The sequence below is a fragment of the Nonomuraea mangrovi genome (assembly GCF_042681425.1).
GTDB classification, from domain to species: domain Bacteria; phylum Actinomycetota; class Actinomycetes; order Streptosporangiales; family Streptosporangiaceae; genus Nonomuraea; species Nonomuraea mangrovi.
On the sequence record NZ_JBHUFV010000026.1, the window covers coordinates 109,034 to 122,516 of the forward strand.

General features: G+C 70.4%; 14 protein-coding genes. 6 read left to right on the forward strand and 8 right to left on the reverse strand.

Annotated elements, in window-relative coordinates:
* Nucleotides 1-300: 300 nt before the first annotated feature.
* A complete protein-coding gene (locus ACFSKW_RS17685) occupies nt 301-480 on the reverse strand; it encodes a hypothetical protein (RefSeq protein ID WP_379573344.1) in 180 nt (59 codons plus the stop codon).
* 64 nt (nt 481-544) lie between these two features.
* Here ACFSKW_RS17685 and ACFSKW_RS17690 point away from each other — a divergent pair, with 64 nt between their 5' ends.
* From ACFSKW_RS17690 to ACFSKW_RS17700, 3 genes are all read left to right on the forward strand, one after another.
* A complete protein-coding gene (locus tag ACFSKW_RS17690) occupies nt 545-1,105 on the forward strand; it encodes a PadR family transcriptional regulator (RefSeq protein ID WP_090947018.1) in 561 nt (186 codons plus the stop codon).
* Nucleotides 1,106-1,116: 11 nt separating this feature from the next.
* Nucleotides 1,117-1,836 carry a VOC family protein gene (locus ACFSKW_RS17695; RefSeq protein ID WP_379573345.1) on the forward strand — a complete coding sequence of 240 codons (720 nt, stop codon included), beginning with the start codon at nt 1,117-1,119 and terminating at the stop codon, nt 1,834-1,836.
* Nucleotides 1,837-1,957: 121 nt separating this feature from the next.
* Complete coding sequence (locus ACFSKW_RS17700; protein ID WP_379573346.1) at nt 1,958-2,836, forward strand: recombinase family protein; 879 nt, start codon at nt 1,958-1,960, stop codon at nt 2,834-2,836.
* A 67-nt stretch (nt 2,837-2,903) separates the two neighbouring features.
* Here ACFSKW_RS17700 and ACFSKW_RS17705 read toward each other — a convergent pair whose 3' ends face one another.
* Complete coding sequence (locus tag ACFSKW_RS17705) at nt 2,904-4,439, reverse strand: long-chain-fatty-acid--CoA ligase (RefSeq protein WP_379573347.1); 1,536 nt, start codon at nt 4,437-4,439, stop codon at nt 2,904-2,906.
* 48 nt (nt 4,440-4,487) lie between these two features.
* Entirely contained in the window at nt 4,488-5,321 is an 834-nt protein-coding gene (locus ACFSKW_RS17710) for a helix-turn-helix transcriptional regulator (protein WP_379573348.1), read from the reverse strand.
* Nucleotides 5,322-5,654: 333 nt separating this feature from the next.
* Between ACFSKW_RS17710 and ACFSKW_RS17715 the strand changes: the two genes are divergently transcribed.
* Entirely contained in the window at nt 5,655-6,233 is a 579-nt protein-coding gene (locus ACFSKW_RS17715; protein ID WP_379573349.1) for a GyrI-like domain-containing protein, read from the forward strand.
* Nucleotides 6,234-6,471: 238 nt separating this feature from the next.
* On the opposite strand, the gene ACFSKW_RS17720 is transcribed toward ACFSKW_RS17715, so the two are convergent.
* The 3 genes from ACFSKW_RS17720 to ACFSKW_RS17730 form a co-directional block, all read right to left on the reverse strand.
* Entirely contained in the window at nt 6,472-7,065 is a 594-nt protein-coding gene (locus tag ACFSKW_RS17720; protein WP_379573350.1) for a TetR/AcrR family transcriptional regulator, read from the reverse strand.
* A gap of 56 nt (nt 7,066-7,121) precedes the next feature.
* Nucleotides 7,122-7,526, reverse strand: a complete 405-nt coding sequence (locus ACFSKW_RS17725) for a RidA family protein (RefSeq protein WP_379573351.1) — start codon at nt 7,524-7,526, stop codon at nt 7,122-7,124.
* Between the two features lie 77 nt (nt 7,527-7,603).
* On the reverse strand, nt 7,604-8,806 hold the full coding sequence (locus ACFSKW_RS17730; RefSeq protein WP_379573352.1) for a Cmx/CmrA family chloramphenicol efflux MFS transporter: 1,203 nt from the start codon (nt 8,804-8,806) through the stop codon (nt 7,604-7,606).
* Between the two features lie 261 nt (nt 8,807-9,067).
* Between ACFSKW_RS17730 and ACFSKW_RS17735 the strand changes: the two genes are divergently transcribed.
* A complete protein-coding gene (locus ACFSKW_RS17735) occupies nt 9,068-10,102 on the forward strand; it encodes a PucR family transcriptional regulator (protein WP_379573353.1) in 1,035 nt (344 codons plus the stop codon).
* A gap of 107 nt (nt 10,103-10,209) precedes the next feature.
* Here the strand turns inward: ACFSKW_RS17735 and ACFSKW_RS17740 are convergent, their stop codons facing one another.
* Both ACFSKW_RS17740 and ACFSKW_RS17745 read right to left on the reverse strand, forming a co-directional pair.
* Complete coding sequence (locus ACFSKW_RS17740; RefSeq protein WP_379573354.1) at nt 10,210-10,863, reverse strand: class I SAM-dependent methyltransferase; 654 nt, start codon at nt 10,861-10,863, stop codon at nt 10,210-10,212.
* 284 nt (nt 10,864-11,147) lie between these two features.
* Complete coding sequence (locus ACFSKW_RS17745) at nt 11,148-12,095, reverse strand: helix-turn-helix domain-containing protein (RefSeq protein WP_379573355.1); 948 nt, start codon at nt 12,093-12,095, stop codon at nt 11,148-11,150.
* Nucleotides 12,096-12,196: 101 nt separating this feature from the next.
* On the opposite strand from ACFSKW_RS17745, the gene ACFSKW_RS17750 reads away from it, so the two are divergent.
* The gene (locus ACFSKW_RS17750) at nt 12,197-13,240 is read left to right on the forward strand and encodes a saccharopine dehydrogenase family protein (protein ID WP_379573356.1); all 1,044 of its coding nucleotides are present in this window, start codon (nt 12,197-12,199) and stop codon (nt 13,238-13,240) included.
* The last annotated feature ends 243 nt before the right edge of the window (nt 13,241-13,483 follow it).

Genomic DNA, 13,483 nt, shown 5'->3' on the forward strand with positions numbered 1-13,483 from the left:
TGAACGCCGCATCCTCTGATTCCGCCACCGGGCAAGAATCGCCTGCTCAAGACCCACCGTCAGCAGATGTGACAGTAACCCCGGTTCGCCGTACCGCTACTACTGACAGGCCAAGCCACCCGGCGCCGAGCAGGTCTTCGGCACCCTGATGCCGCACCGCCGGCCCGCGACTACGAGACCCGATCGGCCGGCTCCGAGCCGATGATCTATTGGTCGATGACCGACGACATGGCCCGCCGCTTGACCGGAACGGCCACCCCGACCTGGCGCGATCCCGCACCAGGCGGTCACTTCGGGGCGTCACCCGTAGGGCGGATCGAGCGCCTGATGGCCGGCCGGACGGTGGTGATGGTGGCCCACCGGATGCGGACGGTCCAGCGCGCCGACCGCATTGCCTTCCTGGACGGTGGCCGGGTCGTCGAGGAGGGCGATCACGAGGAGCTGGTATGCCGCGGCGGCCGCTACGCCGATTTCCTCCACGTTGGTGCGGTAAGCTCCCGGTAGTAGCTAGCCAAATTTGGCTAGCTAAGTTCGGGAGGGTTCGATGAAGCCGGTACGGCTGCTGGTCCTGGGCGCGCTGCGCAGGCGCGGGCGCGCCCACGGCTACCAGGTCCGCGCGGATCTGGAGTCGTGGGGCGCGCACGAGTGGTCGACCGCCACCTCGGGCTCGGTCTATCACGCGCTCAAGAGCATGGCCGGCCAGGGCCTGCTGGTGACGCACGAGACGGTCGCCTCCGAGGCCGGGGGGCCGCCGCGGATCGAGTACGAGCTGACCCAGGAGGGCGAGCGGGAGTACCTCGACCTGCTGGGTCAGGCGCTGGCCGACCGCGAGCCGAGCCTGGACGTGCTGGGCGCCGCTGTCGGCCTCATCGAGGACCTTCCCCGGGAGCGGGCCCTGGAGTTGCTGCGCGAGCGGGCCCGCGCCATGCGCGAGTGGCGCGCGAGCATCACCGCGTACCTGCCCGAGGGCACGGATCTGGCGACCTGGGGCCCGGTGGGCGAGGTGCTGTCCCTGTGGCTGAGCACCGCCGACGCCGGCGCCCAGTGGACCGACCGGATGATCCGCCGCCTGGAAGAGGGCGCGTTCACCATGGCCGGCGAATAGGAGTTCCCCCGATGGCCAACGAGATCGCCATACCGCTGCTTCCCTGCCGCTCCATCGACGAGATGGTCGACTTCTACACGATGCTCGGTTTCCGCCGGATCTACTACCAGGTTCGGCCGAACCCGTACGTGTTGCTCAAGCGCGAGGATCTCCAGCTGGGCTTCTTCGGCATGCCGGAGGCGTTCAAGCCCGAAGACTCCTACGGGACCTGCGTGATCGTCGTGCCGGACACCGGAGAGCTGTTCGAGGCGTTCGCCGCGGGCATGCGCGCGGCGCACGGCAAGCTCCTGGTCTCCGGCATCCCCCGGATGACCCGGCCACGCAGGCGGAAGAACGACGGCGACCACTCCGGCTTCGCTGTCATCGACCCCGGCGGCAACTGGATCCGCTTCATGGCCGCCCGCCCCCTGCCGGAGAAGGAGGCGGCCACGAGCAGGCTCACCGCCTCGCTGAACCGGGCGGTCGTGATGGGCGACTCCCACGGCAAGCACGAGCGGGCGGCCGAGATCCTGGACGGCGCCCTGGAGCGGGACAAGGACACCGCGTCGGCGGCCGAGCTGCTGGAAGCGCTGGTCTACCGGGCCGAGCTCGCCGTCCGCGCCAAGGACCACGCCGCCGCCGGGCACGCCCTGGCCCAGGCGCGCGCCCTCACCCTGACCGAGGCAGAACGCGAGCAGCTCGCCCAGCCCCTGGCGGCCATCGACGACCTCGAGGCCGTGCTAGGTGTCTGACCGGGTACGGCGCTTGCGCGGGGCCGCCGAGCGGGGCGGCTGCGCGCGCATGTGGAACACCGTTTCATAGGCCGGTGCAAACGGCGTGCCTTCTGAAACGATCCCATGAAACACTTCCGAGGTGAGCGACGACGACTTCCGGCGCGTGGAAGCCCATGACTGCCCGATGACCTCCTGCTCCGCCCCAGCCGGATCGCCTTGCCGGACCGGCAAGGGCAAGGTTGCCGTCCAGTACCACACCGCCCGCTTCCGGCTCGTCCCCTCCTTGGCCAAGACGCTCAGCGTGGCCACTCCACCCGTGCGCAAGCCAGGCTCGCTCTGGGTCGAGTTGCCCCGCCCCCCTGCGGCTGGTGCCGAACCGGCGGGACGCATGCGGATCGGCTACGCCCGCGCCTCCACCGTGCGCCAGTCTCTGGACACCCAGCTGGATGCGCTCAAGGCCGCACGCGTCGCCCGCGTCTTCGCCGAGAAGATCTCCACCCGTGCCGTCGTCCGCCCCGAACTCGAGCGGGCCGTCGCCCTGGCGGCGGAGATGCGGGCCTCCGGTCTGGCGGTCACCCTGGTGGTGCACGAGCACAAGCGGCTGGGGCGCGGCATCGAACTGGCCGCCTTGGCCGAACAACTGCGCGCGGCGGATATCGGCCTGGAGTTCCTATCTGGCGAGCTGCAAGGCAGCCACGACCCGACCGGGATCGTCTTCACCGTGCTGGCCGCGCTGTCGGGGATGGAGCGCGAGTACATCCGCGACCGCACCCTGGAAGGCCACGAGTCGGCCCGCACCCGGGGCAAGACCATCGGCGGCGCCACCGTCACCGACGAGGCCATGCTGTCCATGGCCCTGCACCTGCGCGGCCAGAACCTCAGCCTGCGCGACATCGCCGCCCGGCTCGTGATCACCAGGGGCAAGAAGAAGGGCCAGCACCCCTCCCCGGCCACCGTGCTGCGTATGCTTCGCGAACACGACGAGATAGCTAGAGCTTCTGCCGTACAAGGGTCATGACCTGGGCGATGGCGCTCGTGGCCTCGCTGATCGAGTGCCTGGTGCGCCACTTGACAGCTGAGCACACCTAGCGCAGCTCGCGTTTGAGGATCTTGCCGGTCGCCGTCATCGGCAGGCGCTCGCGGAACTCGATGATCCGCGGGTACTTGTAGGCCGCCATGTTCTCCTTGCACCAGGCGATGAGCTCGTCCTCGCTCGCCGTCGCGCCGGGCGACGGGATGATGTAGGCCTTGATCTCCTCGCCGTGCGAGTCGTGGGGCACGCCGACCACCGCCACCAGCGAGACCGCCGGGTGCGTCATCAGCACCTCCTCCAGCTCGCGCGGATAGACGTTGAAGCCGCCACGGATGATCATGTCCTTGGTGCGGTCGATGATGGCGTAGTAGCCGTCCTCGTCGCGCGTGGCGATGTCGCCGGTGCGGAACCAGCCGTCCCGCATGACCTCCGCGGTGGCCTCCGGCCGCCCGTGGTAGCCCTTCATGACGTTGTGCCCGCGGATGGCGATCTCGCCGGGACCCTCGCCCTCGATGGTGTTCCAGCCGTCGTCCACCAGCCGCATCTGCACGCCCCAGATGGGGAAGCCGACGGTGCCGGGTTTGGTGGGCCGCCCGAGCTGGTTGAAGCAGGCCACAGGGGAGGTCTCCGACAGGCCGTAGCCCTCCAGGATCGGGACGCCGAAGGTGGCCTGGAAGTCCTTGAGCACCTCGACCGGGCAGGAGGCCCCGCCCGCCACCGCCACCCGCAGCGTCGAGGGCACCTCGGCGACGTCGGCGTGGACCTTCGAGAGCATCGCCCAGAACATCGTCGGCACCCCGGCGAACATGGTCACCCTCTCCCTCCGCATGAGCTCCAGCGCCTCGCCGGCCTCGAATCGCGGCTGCAGTACGAGGGTGGCGCGGCGGCGCACGCTCACGCACATGACCGGGATCTGGCCGAAGGAGTGGAAGAGCGGCAGCACGGCGAGTGAGACATCCCCGTCGGGGTCGGCGGGGAACATCTCGTCGCTGACCATGGTGTTGGTCAGTATGTTCATGTGGGTCAGCTCGGCGCCCTTGGGCTGACCGGTGGTCCCCGAGGTGTACAGGATGACCGCGGTGTCGTCCGGCCCGGTCTGCACCGTCTCGAACTCCCCGGACATGCCGTCCAGCGCCGCCCAGAACGACTCGCCGTGCGCCGACTCGGTGGCCAGCGGCGTGGCGGGCAGGACGAGGAAGAGCTCGCAGCCCTCGACGGCGTCGAAGGCCTCCCGCCCGCGCGCGCCCATGGGCACCTCGGGGGAGCCCTCGAAACAGAACAACGCCCTGGCGTCGCTGTCGGCCAGGTGGTAGGCGATCTCGCGCGGCTGCAGCAGCACGTTGAGCGGGACCACGGTCGCTCCGGCCTTGAGGATGCCGAAGTAGACGAAGGGGAAGTAGGGCAGGTTCGGGCAGAGCAGCGCGACCTTGTCGCCCTTGCCGATCCCTCGGGCCACCAGGAGGTTGGCCACCTGGTTCGCGACGGAGTTCACCATGGAGTACGGCAGGCGCAGGTCGCCGAAGACCACCGCCGTGCGGTCTGGAGCATGGCGGGCGCTGTCTTCCAGAATGATCGACAGATTGAGCATCGCGGCCCTTTCCTCGGAGTTCGAACCAAGGATGCGGTGCCGATGAGGTCAGGGCTTGTACGAACGTGTCGTTTCAGGCAGCCAGTCGATGGCGGCGGCCAGCGTGGAGGGCGCGGTCCCGAAGTTGTGCCTGAAGACTCGTGTGAAGTGCGACCCGTCGGTGAATCCCGCGCTGTGGGCTGCGCTCGTCAACGTCTCTCCTGCGGCGACCAGCCTGATCGCATGCTGAATGCGCTGCCAGCGCACATAGGGCCGCAGCGGAATCCCGACGTGCGCGCTGAACAGATGCGCCAACCGGCTTGGAGACAGGTGCACCGCGGCCGCGACCTCGCGGAGACGCACCGGCCCCCTGGCCAGGAGAGTGGGGATCACGGCGAGCGCCATCTCCACCGCCGGGTGCATCGAGATTTCTCCGGCGACACGGTGGCCCGTCCAGTCTTCGACGATCTTCAGGGCGGCCGCGGCCTCGGCGGAGTGTTCATGGCCGTCCAGGGGTCGCGTGAACGTGAGCGGCGCCGCCACCTCGCGGTGTCCCGGGCTCACGCCGGCGTGGGGGAGGCGGGGGAAGGGCGGACCCCAGGTCGAGGAGTTGACCCCCGCACCCGAATTGGCGAGAAGGGAACGGCCTGGCGAGCTGCCGGGTTCGAGCTGAGCCAGCAGGGCCCCGCGAGCTCCCGTCAGGATGGTGTGGCCGGTGTCGGGGGGAATGACCGCGATCCGGGTGGTCAGCCGCCGGCCATGGGCGTCGGCCATGGTGAAGGGCTCGGGGGAGACGATCAGGTGGACCGCATGGTGGGCGTGCAACTGGTTCGTACCGATGGTTCCGCCGTACAGCAGGAGACCGGGGCGGAGTAAGCACCAGCCGCGCCAGCGATGCGACACCACGCCCTCCTCCGGATGGTCTGTCTATGACTCTCAATCGTCGTGGCGGAAGCCCCTTTCGTGAAGGTGCTGATCTTCGGACGCGACCCGCGCGGGACCGGCACCGTCTTCAACCTTCCTGCCGCATCACCAAGTTTCGGGCCACCCGTGACCGAGACGGCCGCTGGATCGGCGGATTCGCCGGCCGGTGGATCGAGGAGCACGGGGTGTCAGGCTTCGCCCTCTTCGCCGACGACGCCTCGTGCCGGCTGTAAGCGAGGCGACCGCGCGGTCGCTGGACTCTCCCCCAGGGGCAGACCCCACAGTGGGTGGCACATCCACGGAGGAGCATTGATGAAGAAACTTCATAAAGACCTTTATGCCGCCAAGTCCAACCCGGCCTTCCTGGACCTGGCCCCGCTTCCGTACCTCATGATCGACGGCCGGGGCGAACCGGCGGGTGACGCGTACACCGACGCCGTAGCGGCCCTCTACGGCGTCGCGTACGCCGTCCGCGCCCTCCTCAAGCCCACCACGGCCTACAGCGTCGCCCCCCTGGAAGGCCTCTGGTACACCCTCCCCGGTGAGCCCCGCTCGTCGTGGACCTGGACGATGATGCTCCTCCAGCCTGCTGAGGCGACATCCGCTGTCGTCGCCGAGGCCCTGGCCGTCACCCGCAAGAAGAAGCCGGACCTCCCGGTCGACTCGGTTCGCCTCGACCTCCTCGACGAGGGCCGCAGCGTCCAGATCCTGCACGTCGGTCCGTACGCCACCGAACCCGAGACCGTGGGAAGGTTGATGGCCTTCGCCCACACCCACGGCGTCGCCCCGGCCGGAGCCCACCACGAGATCTACCTCTCCGACCCGCGCCGCGTGGCCCCGGAGGCCATGAAGACCATCATCCGCTACCCGGTGGCCCCGCCCCCTGCGTGATCACGTCGTGTCGCACGGAGGAGCGGTGCCGCAGGTGAACCGGCCCGGGTTTCGACGAAAGGGGGCAGCAACTCGCGAACCGCCCTCTCGGATCATCACGACGTCCGGTGTGCAGGCCGGCGCACTGCCCTCCGCCGCTTTGACACCCGGGGGGCGTCAAAGGCGCCGTCGTCTACCGTGCGGGCCTGGACGTCGCCGCGATTCATCAGTGGCTGCACGATGGTTCGCAAGAAAGCCCCTAGCGGGACCGGAGCGACTCCAGAGTGCTGTGCGCCGTGGCGAGAAGGACGTTCCGCTCCCTGTGCACCCGGCCCAGCACCTGCAAGCCGTAATAAGAGCTCTGCACCTGGCGGGCGAGGGTGCGCGGGTCGTTGTCCGTGCGGATCTCGCCCGCGGCCTGGCCCGCGGCCACGACCGTGCAGATCGCGTCCTCGACGCGGTCGAAGGTGCGCCGCACCACCTTCGTGACGTCCGGGTCCAGCGTCGCCACCTCGATTGCCGCGTTGATCGCGAAGCACCCGCGGAGGTCGTTGCCTTCCGCGGCCACGTCGGCGTCGATGGCGTGCGCCATCAGGGCGCGCAGCCGGTCCACGGAGGACCCCGGCCCGGACAGGAGCTCCAGTTGTTCTGCGGTGGCGGTCTCGTAGTAGCGCTCCAGGGCACGTAGATAGATCTGTCGCTTGCCGCCGAAGGTGTTGTAGAGGCTGGACGGCCCGAGGCCGGTGCTCTCGCACAGGTCGCGGGTGGAGGTCCCCTCGTACCCCTGGCGCCAGAAGGTGTCCATGGCCGCGCCGATGACGCGGTCCTCGTCGAACTGCCGTGGCCTGGCCATGAGCCCAATCTAACGGTTTTGGAACGTTCGTACAAAACTCGGTCGCGGCTTCGGGTTCAGCCCACGGCGCCGATCGCCTCGATCTCGATCAGCCATGCGGGGTCGGCGAGCGCGGCTACCTGGACGAAGGACTCGGCAGGGAAGGGGGCGGCGTACGACTCCTCACGCACCGCCGCGTAGAGGGCCTGGTGCGCGATGTCCGTGACGAAGACGGTGACCTTGACCAGGCGGTCGAGGCCGGATCCGGCGTGCCTGAGGACGGTGCCGACATGAGCCATGGCTTGGCGGGCCTGTGCCGCGAAGTCCCCGGGCGCGACGGTCTCACCGTTCTCGTCGACCGGCGCCTGGCCCGAGGTGAAGACCAGGTCGCCGATGCGTATGCCGAGCGAGATGCGGGTCGGGGCGTACCAGTCGGAGTCGGCGGTGACGCGGGTGGGAGCGGGGGTGGCCGGCTGGGACATGGGGGAGTCCTCTTTCTCGGTGCTTCTTCAGGCTTCGTGTGAAGTGTGAAGGGGGAGGCCGGGTCGTGGAGGGGGCGTCATACCGCGGCGCGCGGGCGGGAAGTCGGGGGCGCGGTAGGCGCGGAGTGTGTCCGCCGCAGCCTTACCGCCCACAGGACGCCCGCGAATCCGGCGGCGGAGAGTCCTGCCCCGACCCAGGCCACGGAGGCGTAGCCGAGCCCCGCGTCGATGGCGAGGCCGCCGAGGAAGGGGGCCAGGGTGTTGCCGACGTTGAAGGCCGCGGTGTTGGTGGCGCCGACGAGGGTGGGGGCTTCGGGCGCGAGCGTGAACACCCGTGACTGAAGGGCGGGGTTGGTGACGTACCCGGCGATGCCGAGCAGGAAGACCAGGGCGATCACGGCGGCCGTGGTGTGCGCGGCCAGGGCGAGCAGCACGGAGACCCCCGCGAGGGCGCCGAGTCCCCAGGCGAGGGTGGGCAGGGGGTGGGCGTGCGCGGTACGCCCGCCGATGACGAGGCCGATCAGGCCCCCGACGCCGAACAGGGCGAGCAGTGCGGGCACCCAGGCCTCGGACACCCCGCTCACCTCGGTCAGCAGCGGCGCCAGATAGCTGAAGGTCACGATGACCGCGCCGAAGGTGAAGGCCGTGATGGCGTACGAGAGCCAGAGCTCCGGTCGCGCCATGCCGCGCAGTTCGGTCCTGACCGAGCGGGGCGCAGCGCCGCCCTCGGCTCCCCGGTCGGCCGCGACGGCGACGAGCGTGCACACCAGGCTGACCACCGTCGCGGCGGCCACCGCCCAGAACGCGGCGCGCCAACTGGCGTGCTGGCTCAGGACGGTGCCCGCGGGGACGCCCACGATCGTCGCCAGGGTGAGACCGCCCGCGACGACCGCGACCGCTCGGCTCTTGGCCTTGTCCGGCACAAGCGCGACGGCGGCGGCCACGGCCACGCCCCAGAACCCCGCGTACGCCAGCGCGCTGATGACGCGGGTCGCGAAGAGCATGGTGTAGCCGGGGGCGAGTGCGCCCGCGACGTGCGCCGCCACGAAGACCGCCTGCAGCCAGACGAGCGCCGTGCGGTGCGGCAGGCGCAGGGTGGCGACGGCGAGCAGGGGCGCCCCCACGACCATGCCGATCGCGAAGGCCGAGATGAGCAGGCCGGCTTGGGGGATGGAGACCCCCAGGTCCGCGGCCATTCCCGGGAGCAACCCGGAGAGCATGAACTCCGAGGTTCCTTGGGTGAAGATGCCCAGCCCCAGTATGTACACCGCGAGCGGCATGGGGTTACCTCCCAGCTTGACATCCGAGCACGCCCCCGATTTTTGGAGCATGCGCTTCAAAAATGGGCGGTGGCGATCTGCCCCGCCGTGCAGGACGTTAGCACATTTTGAAGCGATCGATTCAAAACCAAGGTCTGGGCATCCCGCCGAGTGGCGGAGGGGCGTCACCCTCGAGATCATCCGCCATCCGTCGCGCATCCCGCCCGCGGCGCGCACCGATCGGCGCTCATCCGCACGCCATCGGGACCCTATCCTCCTGCCATGGAGGCACTGGCAGAACGGCTGTCGCACCTGGATCCGCACATCGAGGGCGCGATTCGCGTCGTCGCGTTCTACGACACGCTGATGCGCCGACGGGTGGATCTGCCGGCGCTCGCCCGCGCCTCGGCGGGTCTGGCCGAGTGCGTGGCCGGGATCCGGCTGTCCGGCACGGGGCGGGTGATCCGCATGGCGCCTGACGGCCGGGAGGCGTCCGCCCCACCGTCACCCGCGTCCACCACGGCGCCGATCACACTCGATGAGGAGAAGATCGGCACGGTGTGGCTGGAACGGCCCTGCCCGCCGAGTCCGCTCGACGAGGTGCTGCTGGAGCGGCTCGCCATCGCCGCCGCGGCGGTCGTCGAGCGTTACGGCCCTGCTCGTACCACGATGGCCGATCCCGCCCTGGTCGAACTGGTGATCAGCGCCGACAGTGACGAGGCGGCCAGAGCCAGGGCGCTACGGCTCCTGGGATTCGCCGCCGACCTGCCGGTCCGTGTCCTCGCCGTACGGTCGCGGCTCCCGCTCGACCAGATCGGCGGCCTGGTCTGCCCGGCCCGGCAGGTGAAGGCGGCGCCGCTCGCCGACGTTGGCGTCATCCTGGCCACCACCGTGGACCTGGCCCGGTTTCCAGCGGGTGTCCGCGCGGGCGTCGGCGCCGCCGGAAGCCCTGACCGATCCTGGCGGCAGGCCCGCACCGCCCTCCGCTTCACCACCCCGCGCCGGCCGGTCGTCCACCACGACGACCTGGGCGCGCTGGCGCTCCTGGCCGAGATCCCCCAGGACGCCGTGCGGGACAACGCCGACGTGGCCGCGATCGCCCGCATGGCCGGAAACCCGGACGATCTGGAGACCCTCGACGCCTACTGCGCCACCGGCTCCCTGCGACAGGCCGCCGACCTTCTCCACCTGCACCACAGCAGCGTGGCCCGCCGGCTCGACCAGTTCGAGAAGACCCTGGGCATCGACCTGACCGAGCCCACCGGACTGACACGGGCCAGGATCGCCCTCGCCGCGTGGCGGCTGCTCAACGGCTGAGGCGGAACGTCAGGGGGCGCGAATCGACCGCTACCCACGTGCGTCGTGCCGGCTGCGAGCACGACCGCAGCCGGAAAGCCGAACGAAGTCGATCACCCGGACGCTCGTCAGCCCCGCGAAGCGACGTAGATGGAGATCGAGCCGGTCATCGTTGGGATGACCTCTGCCTCGCGTACGTCGCCGAACCCTGCCGCGGTCATCAGCCTGGGCAGAACACCCTCCGCGTTGGGCTGAGTGTCCTGCAGTCCGTCGGCCAGTTGCACAGTGCAGAACGCCAGGCGCATCAGCGTGGTTCGCTGCAGGCCGTAGTCAGCGATCACGAGCTTGCCGCCTGGCCGCAGTACGGCGTGCATAGAGGTGAGGATCGAACGCTTCATCGGAAGCGGGCACTGGTGGAGGACGAGGCTCGACACCACCGTGTCGGCCGAGCCCGGACCCAGGAGCTCGATCAGCGCGTCGCCCATGCCGAGCCGCCATTGCGGGGCCGTCGCGTCGGCGTCGCTCTTACGCCGCGCCAGCGCCAGCGTTTCCGGGTCGGGGTCGACACCGATGATCCGTGCCTGCGGTTCGAGGCGGTGGAGCAGCACCGCCTGTGAGCCGGTGCCGCAGCCGACGTCCACGATCGTGTCGTCGGGCCGCGGTGCCACGTGCATGGCGACCAGGCTGCGCCACAGCCGCTCGCGCGTCAGGACGAGCACCGGGTCGTACAGGCGTGTGCGGCCCAGGCGGCCCAGGGCTGGGGTGAAGGTTGGTTGAGACATGAGCACAGTCTCGATCGGCCGCTGCTCTGTGGGCTTGAACAAAAACGCTCGGACTTCGAGGGCCTCAGAAGGCGGAGGCTCGCGAAGTCCGTGCAGGCACGGACCACCTGAGTGGCGGTCGGCCGGACTTGTCGTTCACCCCTTTCACGCCGCCGAGAGGCGGGTGACGTCCTCGTCGCGGCGCTGCGGCTGCGCGGCCGTGCCCAAGCCGGCCCCGCCCGTGAACGCCGGTGGCCCTTCGGCCGCTGAGACGGTCGAGAGCCGTCAAGGTGAGGACCGCGGCCTCACGCGCGGAACGTCCGGCGGTAGGCGTCCGGCGGTACGCCGATCGTGCGGTGGAAGTGGCGTCGCAGTGTCGTCGCCGTGCCCATGCCCGCGGCCGAGGCGATGGTGTCGATGCTGTCGTCCGTGGTCTCCAGCAGCTCCTGGGCGCGGCGGATGCGCTGCGCCAGCAGCCACTGCAGCGGGGTGGTGCCGGCCACCGAGCGGAAGTGGCGGGCCAGGTGGCGCGAGCTCATGTTCGCCTGGCGGGCCAGGTCCTCCACGGTGAGCGGCTGGTCCAGCCGCCGCATCACCCAGGTGAGCAGCTCGGCCAGGGGATGGCCGTCCTGGGCGGGCACCGGCGTGGTGACGAACTGGGCCTGGCCACCGGCCCGGTGAGGCGGCACGACCAGGCGGCGGGCGACCACGTTGGCGACCGCCGAGCCGTGGTCGCGGCGGACCAGATGCAGGCACAGATCCATCGCCGCGGCCTTGCCGGCAGACGTGAGCACGCTGCCGTTGTCGACGTAGAGCACGTCCGGGTCGACCTCCACCCGGGGATAGCGCGCGGCCAGGTCCTCGGTGTGGGCCCAGTGCGTGGTCGCGCGCAGCCCGTCCAGCAGGCCGGCGGCGGCGAGCACGAACGCGCCCGTGCACAGGGAGACCACCCGCGCGCCTGACTCGTGGGCCGCGCGCACCGCCTCGACCAGGTCGGCCGGCGGGTCCTCGTCGACGTCCGCCAAGGCGGGGACGATCACGGTGTCGGCGTGCGCCAGCCGGTCGAGCCCGCAGTCCGGCTCTACCAGGAACCGGCCGGCCCGGACGGCGTGCGTGCCGCACACGCTGACGTCGTACCAGGGGCCTGGCAGGGCGTCCGGGGCGGAGCCGAAGACCTCGTAGGCCAGGGCCAGCTCGAAGTGCAGCATCCCGTCGGTAGCGGCGACCGCGACGGAGCGTGGGACAGAACTCATGTCGGGAATTGTACGGGTCATGTCGTTCCGGACACTGGTACCGGTGCGCCAATGAGGACAGGATTTCCGCACTGAATCATTTCGAGCACACGGGAGCAGGCATGGGATCGGGTCGTAACGTGGCGGTGTTCGGCGCCTACGGGCACACCGGGAGGTTCGTGGTAGCGGAGTTGCGCGAGCGCGGTTACGTCCCGCTGCTCCTCGGTCGCGACCAGGACAAGCTGCTGGCGCTGGTGGAGGCCCACCCGGGGCTCGAGGCACGCCAGGCGTCGGTCGACGATCCGGCCTCGCTCGACCGCGCGCTGAACGGCGCGGCCGCCGTGATCAACTGTGCCGGACCCTTCGCCACGACCGCCGCCCCGTTGGTCGAGGCGGCGCTGCGCGCCGGCATCCCGTATGTCGACGTGGCGGCCGAGATCGAGGCGAACGTTGACACGTTCGCGCACTTCGCGGAGCGCGCCCGCGCCGCGGGCACCGTGGTGGTCCCGGCGATGGCCTTCTACGGCGGCCTCGGCGACCTGCTGGTCACCACGGCGATGGGCGACTGGACGGCGGCGGACGAGGCGCACATCGCCTACGGCCTGAGCAGCTGGCACCCCACCACCGGGACGCTCGCTTCGGGCGTGGTCTCGGGGCAGCGACGGAGCGGCCGCCGTGTCCGCTACACCGGCGGACGGCTGGAATACCACGATGACGCTCTGCCGACCCTGGAGTGGCCCTTCCCGGCTCCGCTCGGCCCCCAGAGCGTCATCGGAGAGTTCACCATGGCCGACGTCGTCACCATTCCCAGCCACCTGGCCGTCCCGGAGGTGCGCACCTACATGACCGCCAAGGCGGCCGCGGACCTGTCCGCTCCTGACGCCTCGGCACCGGCGGCCGTCGACGAGCGCGGCCGCTCCGCGCAGACCTTCGTCGTGGACGTCCTCGTCCGCTCCGGCGACAAGGAACGCCGCGCGGTCGCCGCGGGCCAGGACATCTACGCCATCAGCGCGCCGCTCGCGGTGGAGGCCGTCGACCGCATCCTCACCGGCCGGACCAGGACCACCGGCGTCGCCTCCGCGGGCGCGGTCTTCGACGCCCCGGACTTCCTCCGCGCCCTGTCCTCACACCTCTCGCTGCACGTCCCGCTCGACACACGCGGCTGAGCGGCGACCCGTAGCGGGATCCAGACCGTGGTCAGTGTGGTCGAAGAGCCGGACGGTCACCCGGGGGCAACCGTCCGGGCGGACAAGAAGCCGCAGCCGGCACTCTCGCGCGGCAGCGATGGCAGGAGTGCGGCGGCGCCGGGGGCCTCCGATGCGGAGCCGCACCGGCGCATCCGTCAGCGTGATCGACCTCACTGATCGGGGTGTCACATACCGGACGGATCCGGAGTCCTTTGTTCAGAG

Coding starts and splice junctions, on each gene's coding strand:
- ACFSKW_RS17690 (WP_090947018.1), top strand. CDS start 545: ATGAAGCCGGTACGGCTGCTGGTCCTGGGCGCGCTGCGCAGGCGCGGG.
- ACFSKW_RS17695 (WP_379573345.1), top strand. CDS start 1,117: ATGGCCAACGAGATCGCCATACCGCTGCTTCCCTGCCGCTCCATCGAC.
- ACFSKW_RS17705 (WP_379573347.1), bottom strand. CDS start 4,439: ATGCTCAATCTGTCGATCATTCTGGAAGACAGCGCCCGCCATGCTCCA.
- ACFSKW_RS17715 (WP_379573349.1), top strand. CDS start 5,655: ATGAAGAAACTTCATAAAGACCTTTATGCCGCCAAGTCCAACCCGGCC.
- ACFSKW_RS17720 (WP_379573350.1), bottom strand. CDS start 7,065: ATGGCCAGGCCACGGCAGTTCGACGAGGACCGCGTCATCGGCGCGGCC.
- ACFSKW_RS17725 (WP_379573351.1), bottom strand. CDS start 7,526: ATGTCCCAGCCGGCCACCCCCGCTCCCACCCGCGTCACCGCCGACTCC.
- ACFSKW_RS17730 (WP_379573352.1), bottom strand. CDS start 8,806: ATGCCGCTCGCGGTGTACATACTGGGGCTGGGCATCTTCACCCAAGGA.
- ACFSKW_RS17735 (WP_379573353.1), top strand. CDS start 9,068: ATGGAGGCACTGGCAGAACGGCTGTCGCACCTGGATCCGCACATCGAG.
- ACFSKW_RS17740 (WP_379573354.1), bottom strand. CDS start 10,863: ATGTCTCAACCAACCTTCACCCCAGCCCTGGGCCGCCTGGGCCGCACA.
- ACFSKW_RS17745 (WP_379573355.1), bottom strand. CDS start 12,095: ATGAGTTCTGTCCCACGCTCCGTCGCGGTCGCCGCTACCGACGGGATG.
- ACFSKW_RS17750 (WP_379573356.1), top strand. CDS start 12,197: ATGGGATCGGGTCGTAACGTGGCGGTGTTCGGCGCCTACGGGCACACC.